18 protein-coding genes are annotated in these 19,599 nt (G+C 63.6%); 7 read left to right on the top strand and 11 right to left on the bottom strand.

The genetic code is table 11. The features are described 5' to 3' along the window. Positions 1 to 45 precede the first annotated feature (45 nt). From NKJ88_RS03350 to NKJ88_RS03375, 6 genes are all read right to left on the bottom strand, one after another. Positions 46 to 1,449 carry an MATE family efflux transporter gene (locus tag NKJ88_RS03350; RefSeq protein WP_023823948.1) on the bottom strand — a complete coding sequence of 468 codons (1,404 nt, stop codon included), beginning with the start codon at positions 1,447 to 1,449 and terminating at the stop codon, positions 46 to 48. 187 nt (positions 1,450 to 1,636) lie between these two features. Then, positions 1,637 to 2,398: an SDR family NAD(P)-dependent oxidoreductase gene (locus NKJ88_RS03355; RefSeq protein ID WP_023823949.1), complete on the bottom strand. Its 762-nt coding sequence runs from the start codon at positions 2,396 to 2,398 to the stop codon at positions 1,637 to 1,639. A 28-nt stretch (positions 2,399 to 2,426) separates the two neighbouring features. Then, positions 2,427 to 3,239 carry an ABC transporter permease gene (locus NKJ88_RS03360; RefSeq protein ID WP_023725981.1) on the bottom strand — a complete coding sequence of 271 codons (813 nt, stop codon included), beginning with the start codon at positions 3,237 to 3,239 and terminating at the stop codon, positions 2,427 to 2,429. Next, a complete protein-coding gene (locus NKJ88_RS03365) occupies positions 3,239 to 4,102 on the bottom strand; it encodes an ABC transporter permease (RefSeq protein WP_023729767.1) in 864 nt (287 codons plus the stop codon). Before NKJ88_RS03365 ends, NKJ88_RS03360 begins: the two co-directional genes overlap by 1 nt. Positions 4,103 to 4,163: 61 nt before the next feature. Continuing rightward, complete coding sequence (locus tag NKJ88_RS03370) at positions 4,164 to 5,327, bottom strand: ABC transporter substrate-binding protein (protein ID WP_023683578.1); 1,164 nt, start codon at positions 5,325 to 5,327, stop codon at positions 4,164 to 4,166. Next, the gene (locus NKJ88_RS03375; RefSeq protein ID WP_023823950.1) at positions 5,308 to 6,444 is read right to left on the bottom strand and encodes an ABC transporter ATP-binding protein; all 1,137 of its coding nucleotides are present in this window, start codon (positions 6,442 to 6,444) and stop codon (positions 5,308 to 5,310) included. Before NKJ88_RS03375 ends, NKJ88_RS03370 begins: the two co-directional genes overlap by 20 nt. Before the next feature lie 113 nt (positions 6,445 to 6,557). Here NKJ88_RS03375 and NKJ88_RS03380 point away from each other — a divergent pair, with 113 nt between their 5' ends. The 7 genes from NKJ88_RS03380 (at position 6,558) to NKJ88_RS03410 (ending at position 13,828) form a co-directional block, all read left to right on the top strand. Next, on the top strand, positions 6,558 to 7,367 hold the full coding sequence (locus NKJ88_RS03380; protein ID WP_023725984.1) for a helix-turn-helix transcriptional regulator: 810 nt from the start codon (positions 6,558 to 6,560) through the stop codon (positions 7,365 to 7,367). Positions 7,368 to 7,461: 94 nt separating this feature from the next. Continuing rightward, positions 7,462 to 8,379: an AraC family transcriptional regulator gene (locus NKJ88_RS03385; RefSeq protein WP_023671262.1), complete on the top strand. Its 918-nt coding sequence runs from the start codon at positions 7,462 to 7,464 to the stop codon at positions 8,377 to 8,379. A gap of 229 nt (positions 8,380 to 8,608) precedes the next feature. Continuing rightward, on the top strand, positions 8,609 to 9,880 hold the full coding sequence (locus NKJ88_RS03390) for an ABC transporter substrate-binding protein (protein ID WP_023693095.1): 1,272 nt from the start codon (positions 8,609 to 8,611) through the stop codon (positions 9,878 to 9,880). 98 nt (positions 9,881 to 9,978) lie between these two features. Next, complete coding sequence (locus NKJ88_RS03395; protein WP_023683583.1) at positions 9,979 to 10,845, top strand: carbohydrate ABC transporter permease; 867 nt, start codon at positions 9,979 to 9,981, stop codon at positions 10,843 to 10,845. A gap of 11 nt (positions 10,846 to 10,856) precedes the next feature. Next, complete coding sequence (locus NKJ88_RS03400; RefSeq protein ID WP_352443569.1) at positions 10,857 to 11,669, top strand: carbohydrate ABC transporter permease; 813 nt, start codon at positions 10,857 to 10,859, stop codon at positions 11,667 to 11,669. Positions 11,670 to 11,684: 15 nt separating this feature from the next. After that, positions 11,685 to 12,731, top strand: a complete 1,047-nt coding sequence (locus NKJ88_RS03405; protein ID WP_023700456.1) for an NAD(P)-dependent alcohol dehydrogenase — start codon at positions 11,685 to 11,687, stop codon at positions 12,729 to 12,731. Between the two features lie 2 nt (positions 12,732 to 12,733). After that, entirely contained in the window at positions 12,734 to 13,828 is a 1,095-nt protein-coding gene (locus NKJ88_RS03410; protein WP_023700457.1) for an ABC transporter ATP-binding protein, read from the top strand. A 54-nt stretch (positions 13,829 to 13,882) separates the two neighbouring features. Here NKJ88_RS03410 and NKJ88_RS03415 read toward each other — a convergent pair whose 3' ends face one another. The 5 genes from NKJ88_RS03415 to NKJ88_RS03435 all read right to left on the bottom strand — a co-directional run bounded on the left by NKJ88_RS03415 (position 13,883) and on the right by NKJ88_RS03435 (position 19,570). After that, positions 13,883 to 15,469 carry an FGGY-family carbohydrate kinase gene (locus tag NKJ88_RS03415; RefSeq protein WP_023823952.1) on the bottom strand — a complete coding sequence of 529 codons (1,587 nt, stop codon included), beginning with the start codon at positions 15,467 to 15,469 and terminating at the stop codon, positions 13,883 to 13,885. Between the two features lie 134 nt (positions 15,470 to 15,603). Then, positions 15,604 to 16,263: an HAD family hydrolase gene (locus tag NKJ88_RS03420; RefSeq protein ID WP_023689170.1), complete on the bottom strand. Its 660-nt coding sequence runs from the start codon at positions 16,261 to 16,263 to the stop codon at positions 15,604 to 15,606. Positions 16,264 to 16,274: 11 nt separating this feature from the next. Then, on the bottom strand, positions 16,275 to 17,753 hold the full coding sequence (locus NKJ88_RS03425) for a mannitol dehydrogenase family protein (protein WP_352443570.1): 1,479 nt from the start codon (positions 17,751 to 17,753) through the stop codon (positions 16,275 to 16,277). Positions 17,754 to 17,798: 45 nt separating this feature from the next. Beyond that, positions 17,799 to 18,569 (bottom strand): L-iditol 2-dehydrogenase, encoded by a 771-nt coding sequence (locus tag NKJ88_RS03430; protein ID WP_023742270.1) that lies wholly within the window; start codon positions 18,567 to 18,569, stop codon positions 17,799 to 17,801. After that, entirely contained in the window at positions 18,566 to 19,570 is a 1,005-nt protein-coding gene (locus NKJ88_RS03435; protein WP_023689168.1) for an ABC transporter ATP-binding protein, read from the bottom strand. Before NKJ88_RS03435 ends, NKJ88_RS03430 begins: the two co-directional genes overlap by 4 nt. Between the last annotated feature and the right edge of the window lie 29 nt (positions 19,571 to 19,599).

Raw genomic sequence — 19,599 nt, forward strand, 5'->3', positions numbered from 1 at the left:
CTGCAGTGACTGCTTCGGGCAGCTGGCGGACCGCTTGGTGCGCCATTAATGGCTGAAGACAAGCGGTGGCGCTATCCGATCCCGCCGCAGCCAGCGCGCCAGGAGCAGCACCGCCACCACGGCCAGACCTGACGCCAGGCCGATCCAGATGCCCACGCCGTGCAGGCCGAAATGGAAGGCGAGCAGCACGCCGAGCGGCAGGCCGATGCCCCAATAGCCGATGGCGGCATAGATCATCGGCACCTTGGTGTCGTGCAGGCCGCGCAGCATGCCGGCGGCAACGGCCTGCGCGCCGTCAAAGATCTGGAACAGCGCGGCAAAGGCCAGGAACGACACGGCCAGCGCGATCATCCTGGCATTGGCCGGAGCGGCCATGTCGATGAAGGCGCTGATCAACAGATGCGGCCACAGCACCATCACCAGCGCCATCAGCGCCATGGACGAGACGCCGATGACGAAGGCGGTCCAGCCGGCGCGCGAAACGCCTGCCGGATTGCCTGCGCCATGGGCCAGCCCGACGCGCACGGTGACGGCCTGGTTGAGGCCGAGCGGCACCATGAAGGAGATCGAGGCGATCTGGATGGCGATGGCGTGCGCGGCCAGCGAATCCGCATCGATCAGGCCCATCAGCAGGGCTGCCGCGTTGAAGATCGTCACCTCGAAGGCGAGGATGCCGGCGATCGGCATGCCGAGCCGCAGCAGACCCTTGAAACGCGGCCAGTCGGAGCGCCAAAAGCGGCCGAACAGGCGGTAGCGGCGGAACTTCTTCTCCAGCATCACCACGGCTGCCAGGCCGCAGAACATCAGCGTGCTCGACAGCGTCGTCGCCAGCCCCGAACCGGCAATGCCCATCGAGGTGACGCCGAGATTGCCGAACATGAACACCCAGTTGAAGAAGGCGTTGCAGGCGACGGCGACGAAGACGATGATCAGCGCCCAGCCCGGCCGCTCCAGCGCCGAGATGAAGGAACGCAGCACGATATAGCCGTAGAAAGGCAGCACCGCCCATTCCAGCCAGCGCAGATAGATGCCGGCCTGGTGGGCGAGCGCCGGCTCCTGGCCCATGGCCAGCAGAATGGCCTCGCCATGCCACAGCACGATCCAGATCGGGATCGAGATCAGGATCGCCAGCCACAGGCCCTGGCGCACGGTACGGCGCAAATCGCGCACCGAATAGCGGCGGCGGCCAAGCTCGGTGGCGATCATCGGCGAGGTCGCCAGCATCAGGCCGAGGCCGAAGATCAGCGGCATGAAATAGAGGTTGGCGCCGAGCGCGCCGCTGGCCAGCGTGTCCGCGCCCAGACGCCCCATCATCATGACGTCGGTGGCGGTCATCGCGGTCTGGCCGAGATTGGTGAGCACCATCGGCCAGGCCAGCGCCAGCGTCGCCCTGATTTCCTGACGCCAAAGATTTTCCGGCGCACGAGCGCCGGCTTCGATCGCAGACATTGTCCTGCTCTTTCCGATTGCGGCGCGTCGGCAACGAGGCCGGAAGCCGCACTTCCAAACGGCAAAACCTTCGGTTTCGCAGCGTTTGCGTCGTTCTATTGGACGAAATGCGGCATGAAGGCAAGGGAGGACGGGCAGCCGGCGATTGAGCCAGAGGCGGGAACCCTCCTATCCGGCTGCCTTTGGATCAACCGATGCTTTCGCCGCCGTCGATCACCAGCGCCTGGCCGGTCATGAAGGATGAGCGGTCCGAGACGAGGAACAGGATCGCTTCGGCGATCTCTTCGGCGCTCGCCCAGCGCCCCATCGGGATCTTGGTGCGGACATAGGTCTCGATCGCCTCGCGGCCGCCCATCTGGGCGATGAACGGTTCGTTGAAGGGGGTGTCGACCCAGCCGGGGCAGAGCGCGTTGACGCGCACATTGTGCCGGGCATAGTCGAGCGACATCTGCCTGGTCATCGCCACCACGGCATGTTTGGACGTGGCATAGGCGATCATCTCGCGGTCGTAGAAGACGCCCGAATTCGAAGCCGTGTTGAGGATGACGCCGCCGCCTTGCGCGACCATTGCCGGCATGACCAGCCGCGCGGCCAGAAACTGCGCCCGTACATTGATGCGCCATGACGCATCCATACCATCGACCTCGACCTCGGTCAGCGTGCCGCCGACCTGGATGCCGGCGTGATTGTGCAGAATGTCGATGCGGCCATACTTGCCGAGAGTGCCTGTGATGAGCTTCTCGACCGCGGCGTCGTCAGAGACGTCGGTGACAATCGCCTCGGCCTGCCCGCCCACTGCCCGGATGTCCGCCGCTGTCGTCTCGCCGCTGGTCTTATCCCGGTCGGCGATGACCACCACAGCGCCTTCGCTGGCCATGATCATGGCGCCGGCGCGGCCGATGCCGGAACCGGCGCCCGTCACCACGGCGATGCGGTCTCTAAGGATCATGAATTTGTCTTTCAGCTGGATGGCTTGTTCAGTTTGACGGCTGGCGCTGGCGCAGCTGCCATTGGGCAAGCACCACCAGAAGAACCGAGGCGACGAGCACGATGGTGGCGATGGCGTTGATTTCCGGCGTCACGCCGCGCCGGATCGAGGCGAAGACATAGATCGGCAGCGTCGTCTGCGCGCCGGCGACGAAGAAGGCGACGATGAAATCGTCGAAGGAGAAGGTGAAGGCGAGCAGGAAACCGGCGACCACAGCCGGCATGATCTGCGGCAGCACGATCGAGCGAAACGTCGTCAGCGGCGTGGCGTAGAGATCGCTCGAGGCCTCGACCAGGTTGCGGTCGAGGCTGGCGAGACGCGTGCCGACGATTATCGTCACCAACGCCATCGAAAACAGGCCGTGGGCGGCGATGATCGATCCATAGCCGAGCGACAGGCGCGGCGGCTGGTCGTTTGGCCAGATCGAGGCGAGGAACGGGTTGAGCACGCCAAACAGCTGGACCAGCGCGACAAGCGTCGAGATGCCGATGACGACGCCGGGAACGACGATCGCGGCACCCATCAGCGCGTCGAAGACGGCGCGGGTTCTGAGCCCGACCCGCGCCAGGCCGAGTGCCGCCGCCGTGCCGCACACCGCCGCCAGAAGGGCGCTGGTGGTGGCGATGAACAGGCTGTTCTTCAACGCCTCGACCAGGAACGGGTTCGACAGCGCCGTGCCGTACCACTGCACCGAAAAGCCGGTGAACTCGCTGGCATGGCGGCCGGCGTTGAAGGAAAACAGCACGACCAGCGCGATCGGCAGATAGAGGAAGGCGAAGACGGCTGTGACGAAGGCGCGCATCAGATCAGATCCACCCTGCGGGCGCCCGACACCCGTGTCGAAATGCGGTTTGCCGCGATCAGCACCACCACCGAAACCGCCACCAGCGTGATGGCGATGGCCGATCCGAACGGCCAGTTGCGCGACTGCAGGAACAGGTCGACCAGCGCATTGCCGATGAAGAACACCTTGCCGCCGCCAAGCAGCGTCGGGATCAGGTATTCTCCGAGCAGCAGGATCATGACCAGCGAGAAGCCGGTCATCACGCCCGGCAGCGACAGCTTCAGCGTCACTCCCAGAAAGGTTGAGAGCGGGGTCGCGCCGAGATCGGCGGAGGCTTCCAGCAGCCTTCGGTCGAGCCGCTCGAGACTGACATAGATCGGCAGGATCATGAGGGGCAAATAGCCATAGACGATACCGAGCAGCACGGCGCCCGGCGTGTTGATCAACCTGACATCCTCGATGCCGACAAAGGCCAGCAGTGCGGGAATGCCGCGTCCGCCCAGAATGTACATCCAGGCATAGGTGCGCATCAAAAGGCTGGTCCAAAAGGGAATGACGACGAGCGCAAGCAGGATCAGTCGCCAGCGTTGCGGCGCCTTCAGGGCGAGGTAGTAGGCAACCGGGTAGGCGACGAGCAGACAGGCAAGCGCGCCCACCGGCGCCAGCATCATCGTGTTCCAGAAAGCAGTCGCCCGCGCCGGAAGATTGGCATACTGCGCCAGCGTGAAGGCGGCCTGATAGCCGCCCTCCGGCGCCCGCTCGCCGACGCTGAACACGGCAATGGCGATGAACGGCAGCACAAGGAACACCACCAGCCACGCCGTGGCCGGTGCGAGCAGCAGCGCCGTCAGAAAATTGTGCCGAAATCTGTTGCCGTGCATTGAACCGCCCCGAGGCCGGCGGACCTAGGCCCGCCGGTTTTCCGTTTGCGTCAGGTCGGCATCAGGCCGACTTGAAGCGCGCCATCAGCTCGGCGCGGCCGGGATCGGTCAGCGTCGCCGCTGCACCGAATTCCAGCGGTGTCAACAGGTCGGCCGCCGGGTAAAGGATCGGATTGTCGAGCACTTCCTTGGGCAGCAGTTTGTTGACCCGCGCGTCGGTCGAGGGCGCGCCATTGGCGAGATGCTCCTTCACAGCAACCTCCGGGGTCATCAGATAATTGAGCAAGGCATAGCCGGCCGGCTTGTTCGGCGCGTCCTTCGGGATGGCGTAGAAATCGGTCCAGATTTCGCCGCCCTCCTTGCCCAGCACATAGGCGATCTCTGGAATATCGCGATGCAGCTGTGCGCCATCATTCGTCCAGCACATGGTCATCCAGGCGTCGCCCGCCCGCATGCCCGGCTGGTAGTCCGAAGAGACCGCGAACAGATGCGGCTTGACCTTGAGCAGCAGTTCCTCGGCCTTGGCGAGTTCGTCCTGCTTCAGCGAGTTGAAGGAATAGCCGTAATATTTCAGCGCGTTGCCGATGGTGGTCAGCTGGTAGTCATGCACCATGGTGCGGCCATCGCCCTCAGCCATGGCGACGTCCCAGAATTCCTTCCAGCTCGTCATCGGCTTGGCCAGCTTCTTGGTGTTGACGGCAAAGCCCGTGGTGCCCCAGTTCTTCGGCACCGCGTAGGTCGTGCCGTCGATCGTGCCTTCCGAGGTGAAGCGCGGGTCCTCCTGGGAGCCGTCGAAATTCGGCAGCTTGGCCATATCGAGCGGATCGATGATGCCGAGCTTCTTGTAGGTCGAGATCGTGTAGTTGGTCGGCACGAACAGGCTCCAGCCCGAGGCGCCGGCCTGCAGCTTGGCCAGCATCTCCTCATTGGAGCCGAACACGTTGACCTCGACGGCGACGCCGGTGTCCTTCTTGAAATTCTCGAAGGTCTGCGGGTCGTGATAGTTCGGCCAGGTGGCGATCGACATGCGGTCGCCGAGGTTTTCGGCGGCGAAGGCCGGCGTCGGCATGATGCCGAGCTCGCGCGCCATCACCGCGGTTGCGATGCCAAGGCCGGTGAGGCCGAGGAAGTCGCGGCGGCCGATCGAGCCGCGCTTCAGGCGCATCAGCTGGTCGACGAAGTTCTCAGGGCTAATCGGCAGTCCGTCACGATATGATTTCGACATTTTTTGCTACCCTCTGGTTGGTCCCGTTGTTCTTGGTCTCCGGAAACGCCAGCGGCGTCCCGGAGGCAAAGCCGATGGCGACGGGTTCACCCGGCTTGAAGAGGTTGCCATGGCCGATCACATGGTCGGCCTTGGCCAGCAGCGTTCCGATGCCCTGCACCTCGATGGCGTATTCCGCCGTTGAGCCCAAGAAGATCCGGTTGCGTACGATGCCCTTGAAAGGGCTGCCTTTGGTGGCGCCGAGGCTTAGCGATTCAGGACGCAGGCTGACAGAAACGGTCTCGCCCTGCTGCAAGGCGGTTCGTTTGCGCGCGGCAATGACGGTTCCGTCCGCCAGCGCCACATTGACAAGATCGCCTGTATGCCCGGCAACCTTGCCGCTCAACAGATTGGTCTTGCCGACGAAGTCGGCGACGAACAGGTCGGCCGGCTCGTCATAGATCTCGCTTGGTTGCCCGAGCTGTACGATGCGGCCGCCGTTCATGACGCAGACGAAGTCGCTCATCGACAGCGCCTCCTCCTGGTCGTGGGTGACCAGCACGAAGGTGATGCCGATCTCGCGCTGCAGGTTCTGCAACTCGATCTGCATGTCGGTGCGCAGTTTCTTGTCGAGGGCCGCCAGCGGCTCGTCGAGCAACAGCACGGCCGGCTTGTTGACCAGTGCGCGCGCCAGCGCGACGCGCTGCTGCTGGCCGCCGGACAGTTCGTGGATCTTGCGGCCGCCATAGCCGGCGAGCCGCACCATTTCGAGCGCCTCGCCGGCGCGACGGCCGATTTCCTGCGACGACAGGCGTGGCCGTGCCTGGCGCAGCCCGTAGGATACATTGGCTTCGACATCGAGGTGCGGAAACAGCGCATATTGCTGGAACACCATGTTGACCGGGCGGCGATAGGGCGGTGTGCCGGCCATGTCTTGGCCGCGGATGAACACCTGGCCTTCGCTCGGCTGCTCGAAGCCGCCGATCATGCGCAGGCATGTGGTCTTGCCGCAGCCGGACGGTCCGAGAAGGGCGACAAAGGCGGAGGGCGGCACAGCCAGATCGATGCCGCTGACAGCGGTCACGGCGCCATAGCGCTTGGTGACGCCGCGAAACTCGATGTCGGGCACTGCGGTCAAAGTGCTGGCTCCAGCAACAGGGCTATTTCAGGACGCTACCAGAGCCGATGGCGGCTAGTATATACCTCGCAGGTGGTATATCTGATCTATTTTCTCGTTTGAGGGGGTATAGGTTGAGTGCGTCCCGCAGCGACGAATACAGCCGGCTCGCAGCCCTTGTCGCGGCAACGCGAGAGACCAGCGGCGAAATGTTCGGCCAGGCAATGGTCGATTGGCTGAGCCAGCATGTCAGCTTCGACCACTGCGTTATCTTCGGCTATCGCGGCGCATCGCGACCGCCGCTGCTGTTCGAAACCTTCTCGCCGGCCGAGAGCCATGTCTTCGTCACGCTCTATCAGGAAGGACCTTATCTGCTCGACCCATTTCATCACGCGGCGGTGGAGCGCAAGGAGGGGTTCTGGCGCATGCGCGAGCTGGCGCCCGACCGCTTCTATGCCAGCGAGTATTTTCGCACCTACTATAGCCAGACAAGGCTGGCCGAGGAGGTCGGCTTCTTCGTGCCGCTGCCCGGCAAGGATGCGCTGGTGCTGTCGCTGATGCGATTGCACGCCTCGGGTCCCTTCGGCACCGCCGATGCCAGGCTGCTGCGCGACATGGCGCCGGCGGTCATCAACTTCGCCCGGTTGCGCTGGCCCGCACTTTCGGCCGAGGAGCAGGACGAAGCGGAGCAGGGCGAGACGATCGCCGCCGTCAACGAGTTCGACCGCGCCCACATTTGGGAAAGCCTGTCGCTGACCCCGCGCGAAAAGCATGTCGTCGATCTGGTGCTGCAGGGGCATTCCACCGAGTCGATCGCGAGAGCCATGCGCATCGTACCGGGAACGGTGAAGGTTCACCGCCGCAACATCCATCGCAAACTCGGCGTCAAATCCCAGGCCGGGCTGTTCGCCCGCTTCATTGAGATCATCGAGAGCCGGCGTTGAAATCGCTGAGGCAGACATCGTTCACTTGCGGGCGACAGACTGCTACGGATTACCCGAAACCAGTCGCTTCCTCATACGCCCCGGAGAGCAGACGATGGCATTCAGGCGCAGAAAGAACACGGCCGCGATCCCTCGCACGGTGCCGGCTTTCGAGCACATCGTCACCGAGGCGAGCGACAGTTTCCTGTGGCGGCTCGACGACTATCCCTGGGAGCGCAATGTCTGGAATTTTCATCCGGAATACGAGATCCATCTCCTGCGGAAGTCTTCCGGGGTCGCGCTGGTCGGCGATCACATCGGCGAATTCGGGCCGGGCTACCTGAGCATCGTCGGCGGCGGGCTGCCGCATGACTGGGTGACATCGGTGCAACCCGGCGAGCTGATCGAAGGACGCGACATCGTGCTGCAATTCGATCCGCAGCGGCTGCGCGGCTCGGCGGGACTGCTGCCGGAGCTGCGCGAACTGGAACCGTTCCTGGAGCGATCGCTGCGCGGCATCGTCTTCCATGGCCGCGCCGCGCTCGACGGCGCTGCGCTGATGGAACGGATGGGCACCGTGCACGGGCTCGCCCGGTTTTGCCTCTTCCTCGAACTGGTCGATCTGCTGGCCAGGACAGACGAATACGAGCTTTTGTCCTCGCCGGATTTCTCACCCGCGCTCGACGCAACCTCGCTGGACATCATCCAGCGCACGCTGACCTATCTCTTCCAGCATTTCGCCGAGGATCTGAAGCTGCCGGAGGCGGCGGAGCTGGCCGGGATGAGCGAAAGCACGTTTTCGCGCTTCTTCCAGAAGAACACCGGCAACAGTTTCAGCGACCACATCGCCAAGCTCCGGCTCTGGCAAGCCTGCAAGCTGCTGGCGGACACCGATATTCCGATCACCGACATCTGCTTCCAGGTCGGCTACATGAACATCTCCAACTTCAACCGCGCCTTCCTGCGCAAGCACCGGATGACGCCGTCATCCTACCGCAAGCTGTCGAAGCAGCGGATGACGATGCGCGCCTGAAAACCGGCCTTCCTCACTCCATCGGTACTCATGTGACAGAGGCCGTGCAGGCGGGCCGGATTTTGCAGCGCACAATGCATAAAAGTACAGGTCTGCTGCAACGGGGCTTCTAGCGCGGCCTTTAGCAACTCCTCATTTTGGCGATGGGTGGCTTGTCGCTCGGGCGATGGCGAGGATCGCGCAACCGAAGACTTCCGCTTCCTGCGACTGTTCCTGGAGGAGAAAATCAATGAAACCAATTCGGCTCGCTGCGAGCATAAGCGCAGCTTTCATGCTTACCACGACCCTCTCGACCATGGCGCTGGCGGCGCCGGTCTGCTCGGCGCCGGTCAAGGTGCTGGCGCAACCGCGTGACGGGCTGACGCTGCTGGAGGCGTCCAAGGACGAGTTCCAGAAACTGGCCGGCGCCAGCTTCCAGATCGACTATCTCAACGAGAACGACCGCCGGGCGAAATCGCGCGCCGATGCGTCCACGGTGGGCAACTACAACGTCTACTATGTCGACGAAGCCAATGTCGCGCTGTTCGCCTCGTCGAAATGGATCGTGCCGCTCACCGACTATTACCCGGCTGACTACGACTACGCCGATTTCGACCCGGGCCGGCAGAAGGTCGCCACCTATGACGGCAAGGTGTGGTTCGCGCCGCTGACCGGCGGCGGCGACCTGATGGTCTACCGCAAGGACATTCTGGAAGCCGCCGGCATCCAGCCGCCGAAGACGCTGGACGAGTTGATCGCCGACGTGCCGAAGCTGACTGATCCCGACAAGGGCATGTACGGCATCGCGCTGCGCGGCGCGCGTGGCTCGGGCGCCAATGTCTGGCGCTGGATGCCGTTCTTCAAGGCCTATGGCGGAAAATGGTTCGACGGTGACAAGCCGGCTTTCAACTCCGAGGCCGCGGTCAAAGCGACCGAGACCTATCTTAAACTGTTCAAGGATTCAGCGCCCGGCACGCAGACCGGCAGCTGGGATGAATCGACCGGCGCCTTCCTGTCGGGCCAGGTTGCCATCTTGGTCGAATCGACGCCGCTGTCGGGCATGGCGGTCGACCCGAAGACCTCGCAAGTGGTCGGCAAGATCGGCTTCCTGCCGCCGCCCTCGCCACTGACCGGCGGCGGCTACGGCCACGGCCTCGCCATCGCCGCCAAGGCCAATGCCGATGACGCCGCGAAGCAATGCGCCGGCCTGTTCATCGCCTGGGCGACGTCGAAGGAGAACGAGAAGCGCCGGCTCGACGCGCACCAGTTCGGCGAGCTCAACCGCACCAGCGTGCTGTCCAGCAAGGAGTTCGCCGACATCTATGGCGCCGATCTCGGCCAGGCGCTTGCCGATACCGGCAAGGTGACGGCGGTGAACTTCTGGCAGGATCCGCGCTGGCCGGATCTCGGCGACCGCTGGGGCATCATCCTGGAAGAGCTGGTCACCGGCACGCGCACCGACGTCAAGGGCGGCCTCGACGAACTCGAGGCCTACGCCAACGAGCTGGTGAAGAAGAAGTAATCCTCCCGCCCGCGGCGCGCGGTCCACGGCATTCGACCGGATGCCGGGACCTGTGCGCCGCGGGTTCTCCCCAAAAAGGCACAGCCCGAGGATAGGCAATGCGCCGACGCTCTTCCCTGCCCGTGACGTTTCTGGTTCCGACGCTCGCCATTCTTCTGGTGCTGTCGATGGTGCCGACGCTGTACGCCATCGTCATTGCGCTGCAGAACCGCGAGCTGAGCTCGTCGGACTATTCCTGGGTCTGGCTGTCGAACTTCATCGACCTGTTCGCCGACCGGCGTTTCCTCAACGCGGTCTGGGTTTCGGTGAAGTGGGAAATCGTCACCGTGGTGGCGACGATGATGGTGGCGATCGGGCTCGGCGTGCTGATGTTCGAAGTAGCGTCGCCGCGGCTGCGCAACATCTACTGCCTGCTGTTCATCATCCCGGTGCTGTTGCCGCGTGTCTCGGCGGCCTTCGTGTGGAAGTTTGCCTATCATCCGCTCTACGGCATCGCCACCTATCCCTACAGACTGATCACCGGCGGGCTGATCTTCGACCCGCTGTCGAAGCCGTCGACGGCCCTGTTTGCCGTCGCCTCGGTCGATGTCTGGCAGTGGGGACTGTTCTTCGCGGTCATCGTGCTGAAGCTTCTGGAGACCTTGCCGCCGCAGCCGATCGAAGCGGCGCGGCTCGACCACGCCAAACGCTGGCAGATCCATGCCTATGTGACCTTGCCTATGCTGAAGGCGCCGCTGATCAGCCTGATGTTCGTCAAGATGATCGAATCGCTGCGCTCCTTCGACCTGATTTATGTGATGACGCGCGGCGGGCCGGGCGTGGCGACCGAGACGCTCGACATGTACGCCTTCTCGCAAGGCTTCATCGAATCCGGCAAGGTGTCCTATGCCTCGGCCATGGCGGTGCTGATGATGATCGCGACTGTCATCACCTTCACCATGCTGTGGAAGCGGGTGCAGGCATGAGGCCGTATCGCATGAGACCGGGCCGCCTCATCGGCAAGATCATCCTAGCCTTCGCCGGCTTCATGGCGGTGTTTCCGCTCGCCTGGACGGCGGTCAATTCGCTGAAGAACAATGTCGACATCATCACCCGCGTGCCGCGCCTGGTGTTTACCCCGACCTTCGACAATATCAGCTACATCATCGGCCGCGACAGCGTCATGACCGGTCTCTATAACTCGGTCATTTCCTGCGGCGTCGCCGTGCTGATCGGCGTCATGCTCGGCCTTCCGGCAGCCTATGCGGTGGCGCGCTATCCCAATCGCTTCGCTGGCGACATCCAGTTCTTCGTGTTGTCGCTGCGCTTCCTGCCCCCGGTGGCGGTCGCCATTCCGCTGATGGTGATCTGGCTGCAGATCGGGCTCTACGACACCTTGCCGGCGCTGATCGTCACCTATTCGCTGCTCACCATCTCGGTGATCATGTGGCTCGCCATTCCCGCCTTCCAGGCCGTGCCGAAGGAAATCGAGGAAGCCGCTTTCGTCGACGGCTACGGCGCTTACTCGGTGTTCTGGCGCATTGCGCTGCCGGTAGCGGCGCGCTCGCTGATCGGCGCCGTCGCCTTCAGCTTCGTGCTGGTGTGGAACGAATTCCTGATCGCGCTGATGCTGTCCAGTTCCTACGCCAAGACATTGCCGATCGTCGCTTCCGAACTTTCACAGCAAGGCATGAACGTGCCGTGGGGAATCCTCAACGCCTCGGTCGTGCTGTTGTCGCTACCGCCGCTGCTGTTCCTCGGCGTGCTCAGCGGCTTCCTGAATTCCGTTTTCCGGCAAAAAAAGACTTGATGCGAGGACTTACCTATGCGGGCACTGGTGCTTGAGAAAAAAGGCGAACTGTCGCTGCGCGAGATCGCGCTGCCGCTCGACGTCGGACCGGGCGATGTCAAGATCGCCATCCACACGGTCGGCGTCTGCGGCAGCGACGTGCACTATTACACCCATGGCGCCATCGGCAGCTATGTCGTGCGGGCCCCGATGGTGCTCGGCCACGAAGCCGCGGGAACGATCGTCGAGATCGGCGCCAATGTCGGCACGCTGAAGGTCGGCGACCGCGTCTGCATGGAGCCGGGCGTGCCGAACCTGTCGTCGCGCGCGACCAGGCTCGGCATCTACAATGTCGACCCTGACGTCTCCTTCTGGGCGACGCCGCCTGTGCATGGCGTGCTGGCGCCCTATGCCGTGCACCCGGCCGCCTTCACCTACAGACTGCCGGACAATGTCACCTTCGCCGAAGGCGCGATGGTCGAACCCTTTGCCATCGGCATGCAGGCGGCGCGCCGCGCCCGCATCGTGCCTGGCGACGTCGCCGTCGTCGTCGGCTGCGGCCCGATCGGCATCATGATCGCGCTGGCGGCGCTGGCCGGCGGCTGCTCGAAGGTGCTGATCTCCGATTTTTCCGCACCCAAGCTCAAGATTGCCGCGCAATATCCCGGCATCGTGCCGGTCAATATAGGTGAGCAATCGCTGGTCGACGCAGTCTCCGCCGCGACCGACAATTGGGGCGCGGATATCGTGTTCGAGGCGAGCGGCAGCCCGAAGGCATTCTCCGACCTGTTCGATGTCGTGCGGCCGGGCGGCGCGGTGGTGCTGGTCGGACTGCCGGTCGAACCGGTCAGCCTCAACGTTCCGGCGGCGATCTCCAAGGAAGTGCGCATCGAGACGGTGTTCCGTTACGCCAACATCTTCGACCGCGCGCTGCAGCTGATCGCCTCGGGGAAGGTCGACCTCAAGCCGCTGATCACCGGCACTTATGATTTCTCGGACAGCATCGAGGCCTTCGAGCGGGCGGCGCAAGGCAAGCCGCAAGACGTCAAGCTGCAAATCCTTCTTACCGGCGAGAAGGGCTGACCATGTCCGCGATCGTTTGCTCCCATGTCGACAAGGCTTACGGCGCCACTACCGTCATCCGAGACCTCAATCTCTCGATCGAGGAGCACGAATTCGTCGTATTCCTCGGCCCGTCCGGCTGCGGCAAGTCGACCTTGCTCAGGATGCTGGCCGGACTGGAGGATATCAGCGGCGGGGAAGTGTCGATCGGCGGCAAAGTGGTCAACGATCTCGAGCCCGGCGAGCGCGGCATTGCCATGGTTTTCCAGAACTATGCGCTCTACCCGCATATGACGATCTTCGACAATATCGCCTTTGGGCTCAAGCGACAGAAAGTGCCCCCGGCCGAGATCCGGAAGCGGGTCGAGGCGGTGGCAACGACGCTCGGCCTCGAACCTTACCTCGCCCGCAAGCCGACCGAACTTTCCGGCGGCCAGCAGCAGCGCGTGGCGATTGCGCGCGCCATGATCAAGACGCCGAAAGTGTTCCTGTTCGACGAGCCGCTGTCGAATCTCGACGCCAAACTTCGCAACCATATGCGGGTCGAAATCGCCCGCCTGCACCAGTCGCTGAAGACCACTACCGTCTATGTCACCCACGACCAGCTCGAAGCGATGACGCTGGCCGACCGGATAGTGCTGCTCAGGGATGGCGTCATCGAACAGATCGGCTCGCCGGCCGAGATCTATCGCCAGCCGGGCAATCTGTTCGTCGCCGGCTTCATCGGTACGCCGAACATGAATTTCATCGACGTGGCCGTCGGGCGGAAGGACGAACGCTGGACGCTGACAGGCGGCGGCTCGACCTTCTTCATAGAAGGCCTGGGCTTCGATCTGCGCGGCGTCCATCGCGCCGTGCTTGGAATCCGACCGCCGGACCTGAAGACCGCCGGTGCTCAGAGCATCAATCTTCTGCAAGGCACCGCCGACCTCATCGAGTTCCACGGCAATGACGCGCTGGTGACGTTCGCCTGCGGCGGCAAGGAGGTCGGCGCGTTGGTATCGGCCCGCGAATGCCCGGCGTTGCGCGCGCCTGTGCGCTACACATTCGAGGAGGAGAGCGTGCATCTGTTCGACGCGGCGACCGGCGCATCCTTGCGCCGGCGAGAGGAGGCCTAGATTTGGTACGCAATTCCGGACGGAAAACCGTTTCACGCTTTTCCTGGAATTGCTCTAGTTGATGGCGTCGAGCGCCTGCCGCTGGCGGTGCATTTCGAGGAAGATCCTGTAGTCGCGGTCGAAGCGGCCTGACGCGGTCGGGTTCGAGGTGCGCGCCCTGCCGCCTTGCTGCATGGCGACGCAGGCGGCATTCAGGTCCGGGAACAGGCCAGCGGCAGTGGCGGCGACCATGCCGGTGCCGAGCAGAACGGCTTCGTCGGCCAGCGGCTCGATCACCGCGCAGCCGGTGGCGTCGGCATAGAGCTCCATCAGCAACGGGTTCTTGGTGTGGCCGCCGGTGACATGCAGCGTGTCTATGAGATAGCCGTTCTCGTTCAGCGCCTCCAGCACATGGCGCACGCCGAGCGCGATGCCGACGGCGGTGCGCCAATACAGCTTGCACAGACTGTCGAAGGAGGAATCCAGCGTCAGCCCGCTGACCACACCGACCGCATGCGGATCGGCAAGCGGCGAGCGGTTGCCATGGAAATCCGGCAGCACATGCAGCCTTGCCGCCAGCTTGTCACCTTCGGTGCTGCGCAGTTCGGCGACGCGCCTGGCGATTTTTGCATGCATGGCCGCGTCCGGCTCGCCGCCGGCGCCGTGCCAGCGGATGATATGGTCGAGCAGCGCACCGGTCGCCGACTGGCCGCCTTCCGACAGCCAGAGTTTTGGCAGTGCGGCGCCATAGTATGGACCCCAGACGCCGGCGAAAGGCTGCGGGTCGGGCGACATCGCCATGACGCAGGACGAGGTGCCGGCGATCAATGCCAGATGGCGGCCGATATTCTGCTCGTCGCCAGCAAAGCCGCCGAGCACGCCAAGCGCGCCGGCATAGGCATCGATGACGCCGGCGCCGACCCGACAGTTTTCGCTCAAGCCCAACTCCGCCGCCGCTTCAGGGGTGAGCGTGCCGATGTCTGCGCCGACAGCACTTGCCTTCTCCGGCAGGCTGCCGTGTTCGAACAGATCGCCAAGCCCGACCCTGTCGAAGAAGTCACGGCGCCAGCCGGTTTCCTCATGCGCCAGATAGGTCCATTTGGCGGTCAGCGTGCATTGCGAGCGCGCCAGCGACCCGGTCGCCTTCCAGGTCAGGAAATCGGTGAGGTCGAATAGGTAGCCGGCTTCATGCCAAGTTCCCGGCAGATTGCGCTTCAGCCACATCAGCTTCGGCGTCGCCATTTCCGGCGACATGACGCCACCGATATAGTCGAGTACGGCGTGGCCGCTATCGGTGCATTCATCTGCCTCGGCGATGGCGCGATGGTCGAGCCAGACGATGGTGTCCCAGCGCCGTTCGCCCGTCACCGAGACGCTGAGCTGGCCGGCATTCCTGTCCAGCACCACCAGCGAGCAGGTGGCGTCGAACGACATGCCGACAATATCGTCGGCTGACACACCGGCCTTTTCGCGCGCGGCACGCACCGCGATGCAGACCGCCGACCAGATATCCTGCGAATTGTGCTCGGCGTGATCGGCCTTCGGCTGGTTCATGACGATCGGATGCTCGGCGCGGCCGAGCAAGGTGCCTGACGTATCGAGAATGCCCGCGCGGGCGCTCCCGGTGCCGACATCGACCGCGCAAACGAAGCTCTTCGTCAAGATGCTTTTACTCTCGCTCCCTAGAGCCGTATGATTTCAGGTCTGTTCGACCTGAAATCTGAATCCGTCTCTAAATCAAAGAAGTAGAGCATGATGTCGTCCGAAAACCGCTTCACACTTTTCGGCATCATGCTCTAGCCTGCAATCAGATCGGGCAATTGCAGCATGTCCGCGAATATAAAGTCCGGTTCACTCGACGCAAGCCGCGCTTTCAAGGCCGGGTTGCCGGCGTGCGAACCGCCGGTGAAAGCAAAGACGCGCATGCCGGCCGCACGCGCCGCCGCGATGCCGGCAGGGCTGTCCTCGATTACGATGCAATTACCGGGATGCGCGCCCATGGCGGCGGCGGCATGGAGAAAAAGATCCGGCGCCGGCTTGCCGCGCGCGACCATGGCGGCACTGAACAGATGCGGCTCGAGCAGGCCGAGCAGACCGGTGACGTCGAGCGCGTAGCGTATCCGGTCGAGCGTGCCGGAGGAAGCGACGCAGCAGGGTACGCCCAGCCTCGGCAGGATGTCGCTGATGCCGGGAATCGGCTTCAGCTCCTCGCGGAATTTGCGCATCAGTTCGACGCGCATGTCGGTAAGATGCACGTCGGTGATGTCGATGGTGAAATCGCGAAGAAGTATCTCGCGCACGCTCTTCATGCTCTTGCCGAGGAAATGCTCGTAGGCGGCATCCTCGCTGACCGAGCCCCCGGCGGCAGAGATCATGCCGAGCAGAGCCGAAACCGACAGCGCCTCGCTGTCGACCAGCACGCCGTCACAGTCGAAGATGACCAGTTCGGGCGTCATTGCGGCTGGCGTCAGAGCTTGCCGGAGATATAGCGCGTCAGCGTCGCGCGCGTGCCATTCGCCCACAAGACCTTGAGCGCATGGGCAAAGGCCTCGGCGAACGGCGCCGAGCGGCCGACACCGCCATAGATATCCTCCATCGCAAGCCAGGCACCGGGCTTATCCTTCGCCGCCTTCGCGCTTGCCTGCAGCCGGTCCCAACTCGGGTCGTTGGCCTCGATGACCGCGCCGCTGTCTGTGGTGCCGAAACAGTAGCGGCACCACAGCGCGGACTCGAGCGCCAGACCCGCGACGCCTTTGCCGGCCTTCAGCCGGTCGGCAATGGTCGGGATGATGAATTTCGGCTGCCGGTTGGAACCGTCGAGGCAAAGCCGGCGGATGGTGTCGCCGATCTTCGGGTTGGAAAAGCGGTGCTCGATGAGCTGGTAATAGTCCTCCAGCACGGTGTCCGGCACCGGCGGCACCGTCGGGATGATCTCGTCATGCTCGAGCTTGGCGAGGAAGCCGCGCACCAGCGGCTCCTGCATCGCCTCATGGACGAAATGGATGTCCATCAACCCTGCGGGATAAGCGATCGTGGCATGACCGCCATTGAGGATGCGGATCTTCATCAGCTCATAGGGCGCGACATCCCTCACGAATTGCACACCGACCTTTTCCAGCGGCGGGCGGCCGTCGGTGAAACGGTCTTCCAGCACCCATTGCTTGAACGGCTCGCAGAACACCGGCCAGTTGTCCTCGAGGCCGAACTCCGAGGCGAGAATACCGCGCTCGCGGTCGGAGGTGGCGGGGGTGATGCGGTCGACCATGCCGTTGGGAAAGGCGACATTGTCGCTGACCCAGTTCGCCAGATCCTCATCGATCAGGCGGGCGAGGCCGATGACGCCATCCGAGGTGACATGGCCGTTGTGAGGGATGTTGTCGCAAGACATGACGGTGAACGGCACGATGCCGTCGGCACGGCGGCGCTTCAGCCCGGCCAGGATGAGGCCGAACACCGTCTTCGGCGTCGTGCCTGCCTGTGCGTCGGCGACGATGTCGGGGTGGGTCGGGTTGAACTTGCCGGAGGCCGGATCGATGAAATAACCGCCTTCCGTGATGGTCAGCGAGACGATCTTGATCGCCGGATCGGCGAGCTGGTCGATGATGGCATCGGCATCGCCGGGCGTCAGGAAGTCGATCATGACGCCGGTGACGCGGGCGCTCATATGGTCGGAATCCTGCTCGACCACGGTGGTCAGCCAGTCCTGCTCCTGCAGCTTGGAACGGCCGATTTTTTCGCCCTCGAAGACCCCGGCGCCGACCAGCGCCCAGTCATGGCCGATGCCTGAATTGAAGAGATCGTCGAGGTAGACCGCCTGATGCGAGCGATGGAAATTGCCGACGCCGAAATGGACGATACCGGGTTTGAGCCTGGAGCGATCATATCTGGGACCGGCGACCTTGGCGGGGAGTTCCGAGAGGATCGAGGAGGAGAGTTTCACGGTCATTTTTTTACCCTTTGGCCGGGCTGCGGCCTTCGTGATCCCGGCCCATCAACTCATCCATTGGCCGCCATCGACATTGTAGGTCTGGGCGACGATGTATTCGGCGTCGTCGCTGGCCAGGAATACCGCCATGCCGGTCAGGTCCTCCGGCTTGCCCATGCGGCCATAGGGCACGCCCTCACCGACCAGCCGCCTCTTCTCGCCTTTCGGCCGGTTCTCATATTTGGCGAACAGCGCATCGACCTCATCCCACATATCGCTGTCGACGACGCCGGGCGCGATGCCATTGACGTTGATGCGGTGCTTGATCAGATCGAGCCCGGCGGACTGGGTCAGCGAAATCACCGCGGCCTTGGTGGCGCAATAGACGGCGACCAGCGGCTCGCCGCGGCGTCCTGCCTGGCTGGCGATGTTGATGATCTTGCCGCCCTTGCCCCTTGCGATCATCGAACGCGCCGCTGCCTGCAGCATGAACAAGGTGCCGGCGACGTTGACGGAGAACAATTTGTCGTAGCTTGCTTTGGTGATCTCGACGATCGGCGCCAGGTCGAACAAAGCAGCGTTGTTGATCAGTATGTCGAGGCCGCCGGTCTTTGTTTCGACCGCATTGACCGCCGCCTGGATCGAAGCGAGGTCGCTGACGTCGAGCCTGACCGGATAGGCGTTGGCGCCAATCTCGGCGGCCGTCTTTTCGGCAGCCGCCAGATTGATATCGGCAATGGCCACCGTGGCGCCCTCGCGGGTGTAGGCTTCGGCAAAAGCCCTGCCGATGCCGCGCGCGGATCCGGTGATCAGCGCCGATTTGCCTTTCAGTCTCACTGCGTCAGCGCCTTTCCATCGGGGCCGAAGCGATGCATGCGGACCTTGTCCGGCGTCAAATAGATGGTGTCGCCGTGGCGTACGGCCAGTTCGCCATCGGCGCGTACCGTCAGCGGACCGACGCCGTCGGCCTGGACATGCAGGAAGGTGTCGGAGCCCAGATGCTCGGCGACGCCGACGAGGGCTTTCCAGTCACCCGCTGTGGTCGATATCCCCATATGCTCAGGACGAATGCCGATGGTCTTGGCGTTGTATTTGGCCGCCGGCGCACCTTCGATCAGGTTCATTTTCGGCGAACCGATGAAGCCCGCCACGAATAGGTTCTTCGGCGACTTGTAGAGTTCCATCGGCGAGCCGACCTGTTCGATGTTGCCGGCGTTGAGCACGACGATCTTGTCGGCCATGGTCATGGCTTCGATCTGGTCGTGGGTGACGTAGACCATCGTCGTCTTGAGCTGATGGTGGAGCTCGCTGATTTCGAGCCGCATGGTGCCGCGCAGTGCGGCATCGAGGTTGGACAGCGGCTCGTCGAACAGGAAGGCCGAGGGCTGGCGCACGATGGCGCGGCCGATGGCGACGCGTTGCCGCTGGCCGCCGGAGAGCTGGCCGGGCCGGCGTTCGAGATAGTTGGTGAGATTGAGGACCCGGGCTGCGTCCTTCACCTTCTTGTCGATCGTCGCCACATCTTCGCCCGCCATCTTCAGCGGGAAGCCGATGTTCTTGGCCACCGTCATATGCGGATAGAGCGCATAGGACTGGAATACCATGGCCAGCTTGCGCTTGGCCGGCGCCTCGCCGGTGACGTCACGGCCATCGATGTTGATGGTGCCCCCGCTGGTGTCCTCGAGCCCGGCGATGAGGCGCAGCAACGTGGACTTGCCGCAACCCGACGGCCCGACGAAGACGACGAACTCGCCATTCTCGATGACCAGGTCGAGGCCTGGAATGATGACCGTCGATCCGAAATGCTTGGAGACGTTCTTGAGCGTGATGTTTCCCATGGTTTCCTCCCCGAGGGGTTATTTGGCCG

This window comes from Mesorhizobium sp. M0016 (assembly GCF_040324035.1).
In the GTDB taxonomy this organism is placed as follows: domain Bacteria; phylum Pseudomonadota; class Alphaproteobacteria; order Rhizobiales; family Rhizobiaceae; genus Mesorhizobium.